We start from the raw sequence: 15,550 nt of genomic DNA, 5'->3' as shown, positions 1-15,550 counted from the left end.
TCAGAAGCACGTCTGGCGAGCTGCTTCCTTAGTTGAGGACAGCCTTTTCCTGAGTCATAGCCAATGCCGAGAAACTTCTCAGTCCGCACAAGGTTTGCAAATGATTTTTTTAGTTGTTCAATAATAGGGAAGTCACTTGCCGGGACCGCTGCACCGAAGCTGACATTGTTTGGTTCTGCCGAACTGGCCAGGACGTCCATGATCAATTCTGAAGTGGTGACTTCATCCGGGCCGCAATCAGAGACAGAGTTGTGGATATGGTCTTTAGATAAATGTTCTACCGGCGCACTGAGCGCAATGGCTTTAACATAATAGCCAGACTTTGGCCTCACCTCAATCAGCCCCCAGTCCTCTAGTAAACCGTAGCTCATTAAAACAGTCGACACACTGACCGAGCGCTGTTTCGCTAATTCCCGAACAGAAGGAAGCTTATCCCCCCTAGCAAAAGTACTTTGCCGAATCTGCTCAGCAAGGTCATTTGCTAACAATTTATAAATAGGCTGTTTCATTGTTGTGCTCCCAGAACCATAACAGTTGTTCAAATATTATACTTAACAGTTCATTCATACTACATCTGTTATGGCTAATTTAGTTAAATTCTAAATCTGTTACGTATCAGACAACCTCCGTATAGTATTCATCTTCAAGCCCTATCATTATTAGTATTGCGAGGAAAGATACGATGAGACATGAAATACTCCCTTCGCCACAAGGTCTTCACAATTACTCAGGCTCATTAAAAGGCCTCACCAATCTATGTCTACGATTTGCCAAGCAATTACACTCGCTAGCATGGCGACTGGAGATACACCGACAACGTAAAAAGCTGCTTCAACTGAGTGATGCTCAATTAAGAGATATTGGCGTGTCCCGACAAGAAGCACAACTCGAAGCAAGTCAGCCTCTATGGAAGTAGAGGCTTAAGCCGTCAAATACCAGGAGGCAAATCACCCTGCTTTCTGTTATAAATAGGCTTCGTATCGGTATAAGAGCATTAAGCTGCCGTCTAATCGTGCAATGCTTATTAAAGATGGGTGAAAACAAAATACTCCATGTCTATCAAGAAAACTCCTTTTCTTACCTTGCTTCTGTCGCTCACATTGTTGATTAGCGTCTTATACGGGCATAAGCATGATGAACAACAGTGGCTATCTATAAACAAACATTACCAACAAGATTTATTAGCAATCGAAGCCCCCATTTTTTTTGATTACCTTGATCGTAGGCTAAACATAGAAGGCCTGGGTTCAGCCCAAAAGATTGATAGCTTAAAAGCTGATTTTGAAGATGGTGAGTCGCTTCCTACGATCAAAGCTATCTTGGAAGATTCAGCTTTTTCCTCCTATATCAAGCAGAATGGCAGCATGTTTCTTGAGAAAGCCATACTGGAAACATGGCATGAGGAGCGGCTTATAATTGAGCAAATGTATCGCGCCACCAGTACAAACTTACTTGGCCTTTCTGCTCAAGACTTCAGCATCAGACAGATCCTCACTCATGTTTTCGCACACCCCTCTCATCCATTGTTTATTTTAGTATTTCTATGTTTTTCAGTTTTATCCTTCTACTTTGAAAAGCGCTTTGGCGCCTTTAAGCTGTACTGCTATTTTCTGTTTTCGATGTTTATTTCTTCACTCACCTATCTATTATTCACAACCAAAAGCAATGCCGTCTTAGTTGGGCCTCTTGGTGCTATCTATGGCCTGGCAAGCCCGCTAGTGTTAGACAAACTAAAGAATTTCCAAGCCAAAAGAGAGTCCTTGCAACCCTCAAAATCGGCCTTATTCATGTTACTAATGCTTACTCTAAGCTTAATCACCTATACCGTTTTACATACGCTCGACCAACCTAGGCCTAGCATATATCTTCTTGCAAGCATGCTGCTTCCGGCACTCTCAACAGGCATTTTCATGAGCTTAAGCATGAAAGTTGCAGCGAAAGAAACCCCAAAAAACAAGCCAAGAATAACTGCCTCCGTTGATTGGGAGTACAGAGCAGAGCTTTCAAAAGCAATGGAATTCCTATCGCGCTTCGAGTTCAATACTGCACGCCAGTTATTGCGATCACTGGGTGCTAAATATCCCGAATCACGAGCAATATTGGAGCAGCGTTACAACTTGGCAAAATTGCATACTGAAGACTCGAGCTATTGGAAGCATGCACAGAACCTTATTGAACTGTGTGTCCGTAAATCAGACTACGAAAGAATTTGTCGATTATTTTCCGACATTCAAAAAAATGCTGCTAGTAAAAAAAGGGCTCAAGAATGCTTACAGCCCGAGCACTATCATAAGATGATGATGCTTTTTATTAAACATGGAGACCTGCCTAAAGCTGAGCAAGCCTTCTTGTTTCTCGAACTTGCTGGCAACCAACATATTACACAAGATGCTTGCCTCTTGCTTATTCAGGAGTTCAAAATAAGGCATACTGCTGCTAAACAACAGCAATATGAAATGCTACTCGAGCGACTCAAGGCTTAGTTATGAAAGCAAGCACTTTCGACCTAATCAGACATGGCGAACCCGTTGGTGGACAACTACTACGAGGTTCACAAGACGACCCCTTATCAGACTTGGGCTGGCAGCAAATGCACGACAGTGTAGGGGGTCATAAACCCTGGACCCGGATAGTGACTTCACCATTAAGTCGCTGTCAGGCCTTTGCCAATAAGCTAGGGGAAGACCTAAGCCTCTGCGTCGACATAAACCCGATGTTTCGTGAAATTTCCTTTGGTGAATGGGAAGGAAAGAGCGTCAAAGAACTGATGAAACACGACCCAAAGGCATTAAGAAACTACTGGGAAGACCCCGATAATCACGCTCCCCAAGGCTCCGAGCGAATGTCTGATTTCATTCAGCGTATTCATACAGCTTGGGAAGCCTTAGTGCTCGAATATCAAACTGAGCATACTTTACTTGTATGCCATGGGGGCGTTATCCGAGCTATATTAACCCACGTACTAGGTATGCCTAGTGACAGGCTTTGGAATATTGATGTACCTTATGCCAATGTAAGCCGACTCGCTTATCATCACTTTCCCGATGGCGGCCATACTGCTCAACTTAAATTTCACCAAGCACGCTTCTCTCAAGACTAAGCTCCACCTTTCTTCGTTCTGCACCTGAAGATGCACCTTTTTCGAGTATTTTTTGTACCAGTCATTTCCCTTGACGCACGTCAAGGCAGCTTACGCCTAGTGCGCATAAACTGATCCCCTAACAATGCAGGAGGAATGGATAGATGAAACCGCTTGAGGTGACCGAAGACTTGGCGCCCTTACTAAACAAATACGACGTTTACGGGCCAAGATACACATCTTATCCAACTGCACTTCAGTTCAATGATAACTTTACTGAAGCTGACTATCGTACTCATGCTCAGGCAAGTAACCAGTTGCCTGTTCCCAAGCCTCTTTCTGTTTATATCCACATTCCATTTTGTAAGTCACTTTGTTACTACTGTGGCTGCAACAAGATTGTGACGCACAAGCAGCAGCTAGCCACTGACTACCTCGATTATCTATATCGGGAAATCGAAATGCACGGCAAGTACTATGCTGACGACCGTTTACTGCAACAGATTCATTTTGGTGGTGGCACTCCCACATTTTTAAGCCCTCAGCAATTACGTGAAGTCATGGAAGTGCTGGCACAATCCTTCCACCTAGGTCTTCCTGACTCATTAGAAATTGGCATTGAAGTTGACCCACGTACAGTCACACCAGAAGAAATGACCGAATTAGTGACCATGGGCTTTAACAGAATCAGTATCGGCGTTCAGGACTTTGACCCTGAAGTGCAGAAAGCTATCAACCGTGAGCAAAGTAAAGAGCAGGTTGAAGCGGTTATCCAGTCAGCTCGCGATAACAAAGTTGATTCAGTATCTATTGATATTATTTACGGCCTGCCAAAACAGTCTCGCGCAAGTTTTTCGAATACGCTTGATGAAGTCATTCGTATTAAACCGGATCGAATCGCACTCTATAATTACGCACATATGCCTCAACGCATTCCGGCGCAAAGGCTGATTCACTCAGGCGACCTTCCAGGAACAGCAGAAAAACTTGAAATATTCACCGATAGTATCCAACGCTTAACTGAAGCGGGCTATATCTATATCGGTATGGATCACTTTGCACTACCTACTGACAGCTTGGCTAAAGCCCTTGATACAGGTGGTTTGCAGCGTAACTTCCAAGGCTATTCTACACATGCAGAATGCGATGTAATTGGTATTGGTGTCAGTGCTATCAGCCGGGTCAATGATGGCTATAGCCAGAATGTCACCGAAGTATCCAAGTACAAAACCGCCGTTGATAAAGGACACTTACCTATCAAACGCGGCGTTAATCTCAATACCGATGACCGCATCCGTGCAGATCTAATCCAACAAATTATGTGTGACGGTGTCGTTGATTACAGTGACTTCGGTGACGGTCACGATATTTTTTTCCACCGTTATTTCAACAGTGAACTCAGTAGCTTGAATGACCTCGCAAGCGATGGTTTGATCGAATTAAGTGACCAAGGATTCAAGGTGACACCCAAAGGAAGAATCTTTCTGCGGAACATCGCTATGAAATTTGATGCATATTTTAATCAAACAACTCTACAGAATACTGAGCAACCACGGTATAGTAAGACACTATAATTAAAATTTTATGGTGATTTACGTATGCCGAGCTCGAATTCTGTGGCATCTCCGTCCTTTTTAAAGTGCGGACAATGCTCTCTTGGAAAACTTTGCTTGCCAGTAGGGTTAGACTCAAATGATATGGTTTCGTTAGAAAACATTATTGAGCCTTCGTCCCCCTATAAAGAAAACGAGACCGTCTACCAGTCAGAACAACACTTTGAAAGGATCTACGCCGTTAAATCGGGCATGTTCAAAACCGTGGTTATTGATGCGAACGGTAATGAGCATATTGTCGGTTTCCACCTGCCCGGTGAACTTTTCGGCTTGGATGCGATCTACCCACAGAAGTATATTTCAACAGCTATTTCTCTTGGCACTTCCTCTGTCTGTGGTATTAACTACAACGATTTAGAAAGCCTTGCAGCGAAACTTCCCTCCCTACAGCGCCAATTATTTAGCTTAATGAGTAAGGAAGTACATACTTCACAGTCAATGACTGTGGAACATTCTGCTGACCAGAAACTAGCCGGTTTTATCCTCGCATTATCTTCTCGCTACAAGCAACGCGGTTATTCCGATACTCGAATTAACCTCATGATGCCGCGTCGCGATATTGCTAATCACTTAAATATGGCCGCCGAAACGGTTAGCCGTTTATTTAAGCGTTTTCAAAAAGAAGGCTTGCTAGAAATTAAGCGTACAGACTTACACATCATCGATATGAATGGCTTAAAAGAACTCGCAGGCTGCGCTTCGGCTTGTTAAACAAGGAGCGCGCGTGAGTAAACTTAAAGTCTTTTTGTTTGTCTTTGTCCTTTCTCTGGTTTCAGTCAATATCGCAAGCGACTACTATCGCGATGACCTTTATCGTTTAGCGATCGAGTTTGAAGCCTCAAAAGCAAACCTTCTACCTAAAAAAATCTCGATTGAAGGCAAACCTTACGCTTATCTGGAAAACTCTCGCCAAGATAAGCTCGGCACAATCATCATGCTGCACGGCTTTAGCGCCAATAAAGAAAACTGGATACGTTTTTCTGAACCGCTAGCTGACAAGTATCACCTTATCGCTCTAGATTTAATGGGCCATGGTGATAGCACTATCGACATGAGTCAGTCTTACTCCATCGTCGAGCAAAGCGCATTCGTAAAACAGTTTGCAAGTGCCTTGAATCTCAAACGCTTCCATCTAGTCGGTAATTCTATGGGAGGCGCCATTTCATCACTTTACGCAGCAACCTACCCAGAGCAGGTTCTATCGATAACCCTAATTAGCCCTGCGGGTATCCATGATATTCCCTCAAAAATGGATGAGCTTTTATCTCAAGGTATCAACCCCCTAATCGCGTCAAACACTGATGAGTTCAACGAGCTTATGGACTTTGTAATGGAAGATAAGCCTTTCATACCCGACGTTATCACCAAGGTCGAAGCAGAAAAGTCCATTCGTCGCCTGGAAATCAATCAGAAAATATTCAAAGATATTCGTAGTGACTTGGGCAAGGGGCTGGAGCAAAAGTTCACCAGTATCATTGCGCCTACTCTAATTATTTGGGGTGAACAAGACAGGGCTATTAACGTAAAAAACATCGACAAATATACAAAATTAATCTCTGGTGCCCAACAGCTGGTACTCGAAGATATTGGTCACCTTGCCATGCTTGAGGCTCCAAGTGTTTCCGCAGAGGCAATGCTTGAGTTTTTACCCAAGCCTTCTTCTTAATACTACGTATAGAGTTAAAATGAACAGCACAATCAAGGAAAAAAAGGACTACCTGTTGCATTGGATGTATGACTTTATCGAAGATGATGAAGAGCCAGCATACTTGGCGCAGCATGTAGAGGAGTGCGACCAGCTAATTACAGCATTTATCCATGATGTGACTAGCAATCACCAAAACAATGATTTTTCTTGGGTTTCTACCCAAATTGAGTCTTTGGTGAAAAAACTAAATGACCTGAACTTCAAACTCGACCATCAGCTAATTGAGACCGACCAACGAGAAGATATTTGCGCCCTGATTAAACTAGTTGTACAAAGCGCTGGCCACGAGTATTCCGAAGATATCACTGAGCGATGGAGAACGTGGTAAATACCTCAGTACCACTATTGCAAACCCAAAACCCCTCTTTGTATATATTTTGATCTACATCAATTATCTTTACTATTAATCAACCCTTCCATCCGCCATGTGATTCACATCAAAGCTTTCCCTAGTCTCTAGCTTCATGATGAGAAACTATAAGAACGACAAAAATCAGGTACATGCCGTAGAGTTTCAACTCTGTTACCTCTCTTTTCTTTCGTTTTCCGATTTTTGAATCTGAACTCACGATTAGGAGGCATATATGTCTAATGTAAACGTTGCTTTTGTCACGGGCGGAACCGGTGGAATAGGTACTGCGATCTGCCAAACACTACATGATGAAGGCTACACCGTTGTTGCTGCATCCAGCAGCCAAGAAAAAGCCGACAACTGGCAAGCGCAACTCAAAACACAAGGCTATGACATTAAAACCTGTGTACTGGAGGTTGCTGATTTTGACAGTTGTACCCGCAATATTCTTGATATTGAAGAAAGCATTGGCCCCATTGCAGTTTTGGTGAATACCGCTGGTATCACTCGCGATACCAGCTTAAAACGAATGTCACCACAAAAATGGCAAGAGGTCATTGATGTGAACCTGAGTGGAACCTTCAATACTTGTCGGAATGTCATCGAGTTCATGTTGAAACGCCAATACGGGCGAATTATTAATATCTCTTCTATCAACGGTGAAAAGGGCCAATTTGGTCAAGTGAATTACGCTGCCAGCAAAGCTGGCATTCATGGTATTACCATGTCACTAGCGCAAGAAGTAGCCAGCAAAGGCATTACTGTTAACACTATTTCCCCTGGTTATATAGCAACTGAAATGGTGATGGCGGTCGAAGAGAGTATAAGAAACCAAATTATCGCCCAAATTCCGGTCGGCAGGCTGGGTGATCCAAAAGAAATAGCGAGACTTGTTGCTTTCTTATCAGACAAACAGTCTGGTTTTATCACTGGATCAAATCTTTCCATTAACGGCGGTCAGCACATGCACCACTAGTAAATAACAAGGAGACATACATGAACGAATTTATCGATTCATTAAGCGAACAAGCGAAACGCTTTGTTGAGCCTGCAAAAGAAGTGAATAGATTGCTACTGAATAACGTAGGTGAGTTAGTTGATATTCAAGCGCAAGCCTTTGCAAACTACGCTGAAATGGGTATAGCCCAGGCAAAATCGGCATTAGAGATCAGAAATAGCGATTCACTGAACGCCTTTGTAGAGCAACAATCTGAATTTTCTGAGACTGTTCAAGCTCAGTTTAAGGGCGATGCAGAAAAGCTTACTGACTTGGCTAGCCAAACCGCTGAGGGCTTAAAACAGGTGTTTTCTAAAGAGACTGTATAAGCCATTCAACCTCAGTATAGTAAGTTCAACTATCAGGGGCGACTAACGCGCCCCTTATTTTCTTCGCTATTTCTAATTCTAAAAAACATTCATCAAACTGCTATTTGTTCACGTTTGATAAAAAGACTACTATAAGCAGCTCAAAACAAATGACCAGTGAAAAGGAAGCTAAGTGAACCAGCATATAGCCAAAATGCGACACATGCTTGAGAAGAAGTTCAAAGCAAACTTAGCGGAATGGGACCGTTTCCTAGATTTTTTCCATGTTCAAGAACTCGATGAAGGTGATCATTGGATTCGAGCAGGGGATGCCTGCGAAGAGTTTTTCTATATTTCTGACGGCATTCTCAGGCTCTACTATGTCGACCAAGAAGGCAACGAAGTAAACGAAGGCTTTTATGAAGAAGGTCAAATGCTGGGCCCCATATCAAGCTTCGTAAATGGCACACCCTGCCCCTATTATATTCAAGCACTCGAACCCGCCAGCCTTGTTGTCGCGAACTACCATCAATTTCATTCCTATGGTTATGATGATCCCGAGTTATTACGTTTCGAAATCACCTTTATGCATGAACTCTTCGTACGCAATGCTAAACGCGATGCCAAGCGGCTACTCAATAACGGTGAACAACGTTACAAGTGGTTTTGTAAAGAATACCCTCACTTCCTGGAGCGCATCCCCCAATACCATATCGCCTCGTTTCTCGGCATGACGCCCGTTAGCCTGTCCCGCCTTCGAAAAAAGTTTTCTCAATAGCCTCAGCTAGCCATCTATAAGGAACAAATACTTACCAAGTTTTGCTTGCTGCTCCCCACGCACTGGTCAATAATTAATCAAGACCTACCGCTACTGAGGAGTGTTCATATGCCTGTTAGCCAAATCGACACCCGACTTAATATATCGTCCGTACCTGAAAAAACTACTTCTAGTGACGCAAGGTCTTCACCGCAAAGTGATGGCACAGAGCAAATTGGTCAAGTAGAGGCCCTTCGCAAAGAATTCAATGCTGCCGTGTTGAATGCTAACTACGAAGTTAGCCTCAGCGTCAAGAACGAACCTATGAGCCTGCTTTATCAGACCGCTATCGATGCGATCAATAAAGAGCTAGAAGGTGACTTTGGCGAAAACTCAATCCAGTCCGGTTATGAGCAAGGCCTGGACGTCTCACCCGAAGCGACAGCGGGCCGGATTGTTAATTTCTCGACTAGCCTGTTTCCACTTTATCAACAACAACACCCTGAATTGAACGAGAGTGAGCAAGTCGAAAAGTTTGTCGATATTATTAGCGGTGGTATTGATACCGGATTTTCTGAAGCACGCGAGATACTCGATGGATTAGGAGTGTTAGAAGGTGAGATTGCCGAGAATATCGATAAGACCTATGACTTGGTTCAGGAAGGCTTGCAAGCCTTCAAGAAGCAGTTTGAGGTGCAGGAATAGCTTAATTATTCTCCCACCAGCACGCGAATGGCACAAAAAAGCCGAACTAGGAAACTCTAGCTCGGCTCTGTTTGCTGCTTGTTTATCTAAAGACTTTAGATATCCAATGCCAAACGCGTACCCTGATTAATTGCACGTTTTGCATCAAGTTCTGCAGCCACATCAGCACCACCAATCAGGTGATATGGCTTATTCAAGCCCTCAACTAATTCACGCAGTGGCTCCTGGCCCGCGCACAAGATAACGTTATCCACATCAAGTACTTTCTTCTCACCTGCGACATCAATGTGAATACCTTGATCGTCCACTTTCTCGTAAGTACAGGCAGGTATCATGTTGACGCCTTTGTTATTTAGACCCGTGCGATGAATCCAGCCTGTTGTTTTTCCTAGCTTCGCGCCAACTTTAGACTTCTTACGCTGTAATAAGTAGATTTCTCTAGCAGAAGGGCTAACTTGCGCTTCAACGCCCTCAATGCCACCACGAGCCTCTAGCGACATATCAACACCCCATTCTTTCATAAAGGCTTCGATATTTTGGCTTGTTGCTTCACCTGAGTGGGCTAAGTATTCCGATACATCAAAACCGATACCACCTGCACCGATTACCGCTACTTTCTTACCCACTTCTTTCTTATCGCGAAGTACATCGATATAACTCAGTACTTTAGGGTGATCAATACCCTCTATTTCAGGTGTACGTGGGCTAATACCGGTAGCTAGAATAACTTCATCAAAATCGCCCTGATTTAAGTCCTCTGCTGTCAAACGCTGACCAAGCTGAAGGTTTACACCCGTCTTCTCGATCATCTTGCCAAAGTAACGGATCGTTTCGTAAAACTCTTCCTTGCCGGGTACTTGCTTAGCAATATTGAACTGCCCGCCAATTTCATTTGCTGAATCAAATAAAGTTACTGTATGTCCACGCTCAGCTGCCGACGTCGCAAATGCTAAACCAGCTGGGCCCGCGCCAATAACAGCCAACTTCTTAGCCGTTTCTACTGGAGATGAAGCAAACTCTGTTTCGTGACATGCCTTCGGATTCACCAAGCAGCTAGTTAGCTTGCCGCTAAATACGTGGTCAAGACAAGCCTGGTTACAACCGATACAAGTGTTGATCTCGTCGCTCTTGCCCTCAAAAGCTTTCTGAACAAAGTCAGGATCCGCAAGGAATGGGCGTGCCATCGACACCATATCGGCATCGCCACGCTCTAGAACTTCTTCAGCCACTTCCGGCGTATTAATACGGTTAGAAGTGATCAATGGAATATTAAGCTCTTTTTTGAACTTAGCGGTTACCCAAGTAAATGCTGCGCGCGGTACTTTTGTCGCAATTGTTGGGATACGTGCTTCATGCCAACCAATACCAGTGTTGATGATGGTTGCACCTGCTTTTTCAATCGCCTTACCTAGCTGTAGTACTTCTTCATAGCTGCTTCCACCCTCAACCAAGTCGAGCATAGACAAACGGTATATAATAATAAATTTTTCACCCACGGCTTCACGTGTACGACGCACGACTTCTACAGCCAAGCGCATACGGTTTTCGTATTCGCCACCCCATTGGTCATCACGCTTATTAGTACGCTTCGCTAAGAACTGGTTAATGAAATAACCTTCTGAGCCCATGATTTCAACGCCGTCATAACCACCTTTTTGAGCATTAACCGCTAACATTACGATATCACTGATCTGCTTTTCGATACCGGCTTCATCAAGTTCTTTTGGTGGAAAAGGGTTAATCGGTGCCTGAACAGCAGAAGGCGCAACCAAATTAGGGTTAAACGCATAGCGACCCGTATGTAGAATCTGCATACAGATCTTACCACCCGCTTCATGAACGGCATCAGTAATAGTTCGATGTGCTAGTGCGTCTTCTTCTGTCTTAATTGACTTGGTATGAGGATGCGTAGCACCTTCCTGGTTTGGACCAAAACCGCCCGTAACAATCAGGCCAACTCCACCGCGAGCGCGTTCTGCAAAGAAAGCAGCCATTCGTTCATGGCCATCTTTTTCTTCTTCCAAGCCTGTATGCATTGAACCCATCAAAACACGGTTTTTTAAAGTCGTGAAACCTAAGTCCAATGGCTTTAACATATTTGGATATAATTCTGCTGACATCTCTCTCTCCGCTGACGCTTTTAATTTTTTCTTAGGTTCATTCCACCCTCATCATTCCCACATACAAGGTGAATTGCCCTGCAAAATAGGGCCACCTGGTTGGAGCGGGAATCCATTTGTCTGAATGACCTAGCTTATATTCATCCTATGCAAATCTTTTCATAACGTCCTTATCATTTGTTAATGTGCTAAATTTTTTCTATCGCAATAATCTTTAGTACAAGTACGGCACACTGATAGACGTATTGATAAGAACATTAATAGAGGAGCATAGCACCGTGTCGAAATATTGCGCGCCAATCACTGATATGAAATTCCATATAAAGGGCAATTCTGCTATCGACAATGACGATGCGGGCTTAATTCTCGACCAGGCTGCAGAGTTTTCAGAGCAAGTCTGGGGCAGCGTCAATCAACATGGAGACCAAAATGGCTGTCGTTACAAGGATGGTAAAGTACTACTAGACCCTAAGATTCGCGACGCATTTAAAGCTTTTTCTGAAGCAGGGTGGATGGAAATCTCGATGCCAGAGGAGTGGGGTGGGCAAGCGCTACCTGAAGCACTTAGCTCAAAGGTATCGGAAATGTTGACCAGTACCAACCAATCTTTATGCATGTTCACAGCGCTCACCAGCTCTGCATGTAAAGCTCTGATTTCATTCGGTAATGATGAATTAAAACAAACCTACCTTCACAACATGGTATCAGGTAATTGGACGGGCACCATGTGCTTAACTGAATCTCATTGCGGTTCCGACCTAGGTGAAATTAAAAGTAGCGCAAAGATTAATGCTGACAACAGTTACGCGATATCAGGTACCAAAATCTTTATCTCTACAGGTGATCATGACGCTAGTGACAATATTATTCATTTAGTACTCGCTCGTATTAAGGGTGCACCTGAAGGTATTAAAGGCCTATCTTTATTTTTGGTGCCAAAAATTTTTCCAGACAATAATGAATATAACTCCCTTAGTTGTATTGGTATTGAAGAAAAAATGGGGATACACAGCAACCCTACCTGCACGATGGCCTTTGAAGAAGCAAAAGGCTTCCTGGTTGGCGAAGAGAATGGCGGTATTAAAGCCATGTTCAAAATGATGAATGAGATGCGTCTGGGAACCTCCTTACAAGGCGTGGGTATGAGTGAACAGTCTTTTCAGGCCTCGTATCAATATGCTGTCGAACGTGTTCAGGGCCAGTCCCTGGATAAAAAATTGCGCGGACAAACCACTGGTTTGATAGGTCACGCTGACGTGCGCAGGATGCTCCTCACTCAAAAAGCGTTTGCTGAGGGGGGTCGAGCATTTTGCCACTATTGTGCAGAGCTGCTTGATAGGGAAAAAGCCGGAAACGATGCCGAGGCCGCAAAACTACTAGGTTTACTTACGCCTATCGCCAAGGCATTTCTCACCGAAACCGGTCAAGAGTCTGCTTCTTTAGCTGTCCAGGTTTATGGCGGCCATGGTTATATTACCGAAACTGGCGTCGAGCAAATCTACCGTGATGGACGGATTTCTACGCTTTATGAGGGAACAACGGGGATTCAGTCTCTCGACTTGCTAGGAAGAAAGGTATTGGGCGACCAAGGCCAGGCACTGATGTTATTTACAAAACAGCTTCATGTGCTCTCCAAATCGATACTTAAACAAGACAGCGATACCGAGCTAATCCAGCTTGCTGAGCAAGTAAAAACTCTCAGTAAAGAATGGCCACAAATGATTCAAAACGTCGGTATGAAAGCTCTCCAAGATCACGGCGAAGTCGGCGCTGCTGCCTATGACTTTCTGATGTATTCAGGTTATGTAACCTTGGCTTATTTCTGGCTGGAAATGGCAGCTAAAGCCGAAGCCAAGCTTCAAGATAACGATACCACGACATTCTCAGAAAGCTTTTTGAAAGGCAAGATAAAGACCGCCAAGTTCTACTTTGCGCGTATCTTACCGCGGATTCAAGCACACCAGGCGGCGCTGCAATCCGGGGCTGAGAGTTTGTCATTACATGAAGAAGATGAGTGGTACTTTTAAGAACTTCAACGGGATTATTTTTTGTAGGCAGAGGGTTCCACCACTCTCTAAGAATCTGCCTATGGGAGCTGTTTCGAGCATCGCACTCATTTAGATACAAAAAAACCCGGAGCTTTTCAGCGCCGGGTTTTTAGTCTTAAGGAAGCTAATTTAAGCTTGCTTAGGACCTGCATCAACGATCGCATCAGATACGTCAAACTTCTTGAAGTTTTCAACAAACTGAGAGATCAAATCAGCTGCTTTTGCATCGTACGCTGCTGGATCTTCCCAAGTATTACGTGGGTTAAGCAACTTAGCATCAACACCTTCCAATGAAGTTGGAACGTCTAGATTCAAGGCTTCCAAGTGCTCTGTTTCAGCATCAGCCAAAGCGCCGCTCTGGATTGCGCTGATGATTGCACGAGTCACCGGAATGCTGAAACGTTGGCCTGTGCCGTAAGCACCGCCTGTCCAGCCCGTGTTAACCAAGTAAACCTTAGAACCGAACTCTTCCATACGCTTCATTAACAATTCAGCGTAAACGCCTGCTGGGCGTGGGAAGAAAGGTGCACCGAAACAGGTAGAGAACGTAGACTTCAACTTAGAGTCTGAACCCATCTCTGTAGAACCAACCAATGCCGTGTAACCACTTAAGAAGTGGTAAGCCGCACCTTCTTTAGACAACAATGATACTGGAGGTAGTACACCCGTCATATCACAAGTCAAAAATACGATAGCGTTTGGCTCGCCTGCTAAGTTTTCAGCAACACGTTTTTCAACGTGCTCTAGCGGGTAGGCACAACGACCGTTTTCAGTAATGCTTGTATCTGTGTAATCTGGTAGACGCTTATCATCAGAAAGCGCTACGTTTTCTACGATTGCACCGAACTTGATCGCATCCCAAATGATTGGCTCATTCTTTTGAGATAGATCAATAGTCTTCGCATAGCAGCCGCCTTCAATATTGAAGACAACGCCTTTGCCCCAACCGTGCTCGTCATCACCAATAAGGTAACGCGCAGGGTCAGCAGACAAGGTAGTTTTACCTGTACCTGACAAACCGAAGAACAATGTTGTTTCGCCGTCATCACCAACGTTTGCAGAACAATGCATTGGTAATACGTCTTTCTCTGGCAACAAGAAGTTCTGAACAGAGAACATTGCTTTCTTCATTTCACCCGCATAACGCATACCTGCAAGCAAAACGCGACGCTTGGCGAAGTTGATGATTACTGTACCGTCACTATTAGTACCGTCACGCTCAGGTACACACTCAAAGCTTGCAACGTTTAGGATTTCCCATTCTTGCTTATCGGCCTGGTTATATTGCTCAGGGCGGATAAACAGATTGCGACCAAACAGGTTCTGCCAAGCAGTTTCTGTTGCAACCTTAACAGGTAGATAGTGATCAGCATCTGCACCCACGTGAAGGTGAGAAAGATAGCTATCTCGCTCAGCCAAATACGCCTCGACTCGTTCCCACAAAGCATCGAACTTTTCAGGGTCGAATGGTCGGTTAATTGGACCCCAGCCGATTGCATCCGAAGTACTCGGCTCATCAACAATATAGCGGTCCATAGGAGAGCGTCCTGTTCTTTTGCCGGTGGTAACGACTAAAGAACCATTAGCAGCCAAGCTGCCTTCTTTGCGCTCAAGTGCGTGCTCTACCAATACGGCTGAGCTTAGATCAACATAAGTGTTACTCACTTCGACCTCACTTGGGTTAAGTTTGACTACGTTTTAGCTTTTTCTAAAACAGAGCCTGGAAAAATTTGGGGCGCCATTATGCCAAATTGTTGTACAAAAAACGACTAAATTTAGAAGCAAGTCATTTTTGTTCACTTTAAAACATGCAAAGGCGATAGATTTTCAGATTAGAACTTGCATAAGGCTTATATGTAATAT

At 44.1% G+C, this 15,550-nt stretch carries 15 protein-coding genes; 12 read left to right on the top strand and 3 right to left on the bottom strand.

Features of this window, described 5'->3' with window-relative positions:
- The coding region (locus tag A3756_RS09175; protein ID WP_156490380.1) for a GntR family transcriptional regulator at nucleotides 1–509 on the bottom strand (509 nt) is incomplete at its 3' end.
- Between the two features lie 173 nt (nucleotides 510–682).
- Here A3756_RS09175 and A3756_RS09170 point away from each other — a divergent pair.
- The 11 genes from A3756_RS09170 (at nucleotide 683) to A3756_RS09120 (ending at nucleotide 9,519) form a co-directional block, all read left to right on the top strand.
- Entirely contained in the window at nucleotides 683–916 is a 234-nt protein-coding gene (locus A3756_RS09170; RefSeq protein ID WP_068508732.1) for a DUF1127 domain-containing protein, read from the top strand.
- Nucleotides 917–1,052: 136 nt separating this feature from the next.
- Nucleotides 1,053–2,483: a rhomboid family intramembrane serine protease gene (locus A3756_RS09165; protein ID WP_068553377.1), complete on the top strand. Its 1,431-nt coding sequence runs from the start codon at nucleotides 1,053–1,055 to the stop codon at nucleotides 2,481–2,483.
- A 2-nt stretch (nucleotides 2,484–2,485) separates the two neighbouring features.
- Nucleotides 2,486–3,100 carry a histidine phosphatase family protein gene (locus A3756_RS09160; protein WP_068508738.1) on the top strand — a complete coding sequence of 205 codons (615 nt, stop codon included), beginning with the start codon at nucleotides 2,486–2,488 and terminating at the stop codon, nucleotides 3,098–3,100.
- A gap of 143 nt (nucleotides 3,101–3,243) precedes the next feature.
- Nucleotides 3,244–4,653 (top strand): oxygen-independent coproporphyrinogen III oxidase, encoded by a 1,410-nt coding sequence (hemN, locus tag A3756_RS09155; RefSeq protein WP_068553376.1) that lies wholly within the window; start codon nucleotides 3,244–3,246, stop codon nucleotides 4,651–4,653.
- Between the two features lie 96 nt (nucleotides 4,654–4,749).
- On the top strand, nucleotides 4,750–5,403 hold the full coding sequence (locus A3756_RS09150; RefSeq protein WP_197469823.1) for a helix-turn-helix domain-containing protein: 654 nt from the start codon (nucleotides 4,750–4,752) through the stop codon (nucleotides 5,401–5,403).
- A 13-nt stretch (nucleotides 5,404–5,416) separates the two neighbouring features.
- Nucleotides 5,417–6,358: an alpha/beta fold hydrolase gene (locus tag A3756_RS09145; RefSeq protein WP_068553375.1), complete on the top strand. Its 942-nt coding sequence runs from the start codon at nucleotides 5,417–5,419 to the stop codon at nucleotides 6,356–6,358.
- Nucleotides 6,359–6,377: 19 nt separating this feature from the next.
- A complete protein-coding gene (locus tag A3756_RS09140) occupies nucleotides 6,378–6,728 on the top strand; it encodes a hypothetical protein (protein ID WP_068508746.1) in 351 nt (116 codons plus the stop codon).
- 256 nt (nucleotides 6,729–6,984) lie between these two features.
- Nucleotides 6,985–7,728 carry an acetoacetyl-CoA reductase gene (gene phbB, locus A3756_RS09135; RefSeq protein WP_068508748.1) on the top strand — a complete coding sequence of 248 codons (744 nt, stop codon included), beginning with the start codon at nucleotides 6,985–6,987 and terminating at the stop codon, nucleotides 7,726–7,728.
- A gap of 20 nt (nucleotides 7,729–7,748) precedes the next feature.
- Nucleotides 7,749–8,078, top strand: coding sequence for a phasin family protein (locus A3756_RS09130; RefSeq protein WP_068553374.1), 330 nt, complete (start codon nucleotides 7,749–7,751; stop codon nucleotides 8,076–8,078).
- 172 nt (nucleotides 8,079–8,250) lie between these two features.
- Complete coding sequence (locus A3756_RS09125) at nucleotides 8,251–8,835, top strand: Crp/Fnr family transcriptional regulator (protein WP_068508752.1); 585 nt, start codon at nucleotides 8,251–8,253, stop codon at nucleotides 8,833–8,835.
- A gap of 108 nt (nucleotides 8,836–8,943) precedes the next feature.
- Entirely contained in the window at nucleotides 8,944–9,519 is a 576-nt protein-coding gene (locus A3756_RS09120) for a DUF5610 domain-containing protein (RefSeq protein ID WP_068553373.1), read from the top strand.
- A gap of 95 nt (nucleotides 9,520–9,614) precedes the next feature.
- Here the strand turns inward: A3756_RS09120 and A3756_RS09115 are convergent, their stop codons facing one another.
- On the bottom strand, nucleotides 9,615–11,639 hold the full coding sequence (locus tag A3756_RS09115) for an NADPH-dependent 2,4-dienoyl-CoA reductase (RefSeq protein WP_068508760.1): 2,025 nt from the start codon (nucleotides 11,637–11,639) through the stop codon (nucleotides 9,615–9,617).
- 278 nt (nucleotides 11,640–11,917) lie between these two features.
- On the opposite strand from A3756_RS09115, the gene A3756_RS09110 reads away from it, so the two are divergent.
- Nucleotides 11,918–13,666: an acyl-CoA dehydrogenase C-terminal domain-containing protein gene (locus A3756_RS09110; protein ID WP_068553372.1), complete on the top strand. Its 1,749-nt coding sequence runs from the start codon at nucleotides 11,918–11,920 to the stop codon at nucleotides 13,664–13,666.
- A 150-nt stretch (nucleotides 13,667–13,816) separates the two neighbouring features.
- On the opposite strand, the gene A3756_RS09105 is transcribed toward A3756_RS09110, so the two are convergent.
- Nucleotides 13,817–15,352: a phosphoenolpyruvate carboxykinase gene (locus tag A3756_RS09105; protein ID WP_068508763.1), complete on the bottom strand. Its 1,536-nt coding sequence runs from the start codon at nucleotides 15,350–15,352 to the stop codon at nucleotides 13,817–13,819.
- Between the last annotated feature and the right edge of the window lie 198 nt (nucleotides 15,353–15,550).

The organism is Oleiphilus sp. HI0086, assembly GCF_001635225.1.
This window is presented reverse-complemented; position numbering and strand designations above follow the sequence as displayed.

Bases quoted from the DNA above. Each gene is read 5' to 3' on its own strand.
- A3756_RS09140 (WP_068508746.1), top strand. From the start codon at position 6,378: ATGAACAGCACAATCAAGGAAAAAAAGGACTACCTGTTGCATTGGATG.
- A3756_RS09115 (WP_068508760.1), bottom strand. From the start codon at position 11,639: ATGTCAGCAGAATTATATCCAAATATGTTAAAGCCATTGGACTTAGGT.
- phbB (WP_068508748.1), top strand. From the start codon at position 6,985: ATGTCTAATGTAAACGTTGCTTTTGTCACGGGCGGAACCGGTGGAATA.
- A3756_RS09130 (WP_068553374.1), top strand. From the start codon at position 7,749: ATGAACGAATTTATCGATTCATTAAGCGAACAAGCGAAACGCTTTGTT.
- hemN (WP_068553376.1), top strand. From the start codon at position 3,244: ATGAAACCGCTTGAGGTGACCGAAGACTTGGCGCCCTTACTAAACAAA.
- A3756_RS09160 (WP_068508738.1), top strand. From the start codon at position 2,486: ATGAAAGCAAGCACTTTCGACCTAATCAGACATGGCGAACCCGTTGGT.
- A3756_RS09170 (WP_068508732.1), top strand. From the start codon at position 683: ATGAGACATGAAATACTCCCTTCGCCACAAGGTCTTCACAATTACTCA.
- A3756_RS09120 (WP_068553373.1), top strand. From the start codon at position 8,944: ATGCCTGTTAGCCAAATCGACACCCGACTTAATATATCGTCCGTACCT.
- A3756_RS09165 (WP_068553377.1), top strand. From the start codon at position 1,053: ATGTCTATCAAGAAAACTCCTTTTCTTACCTTGCTTCTGTCGCTCACA.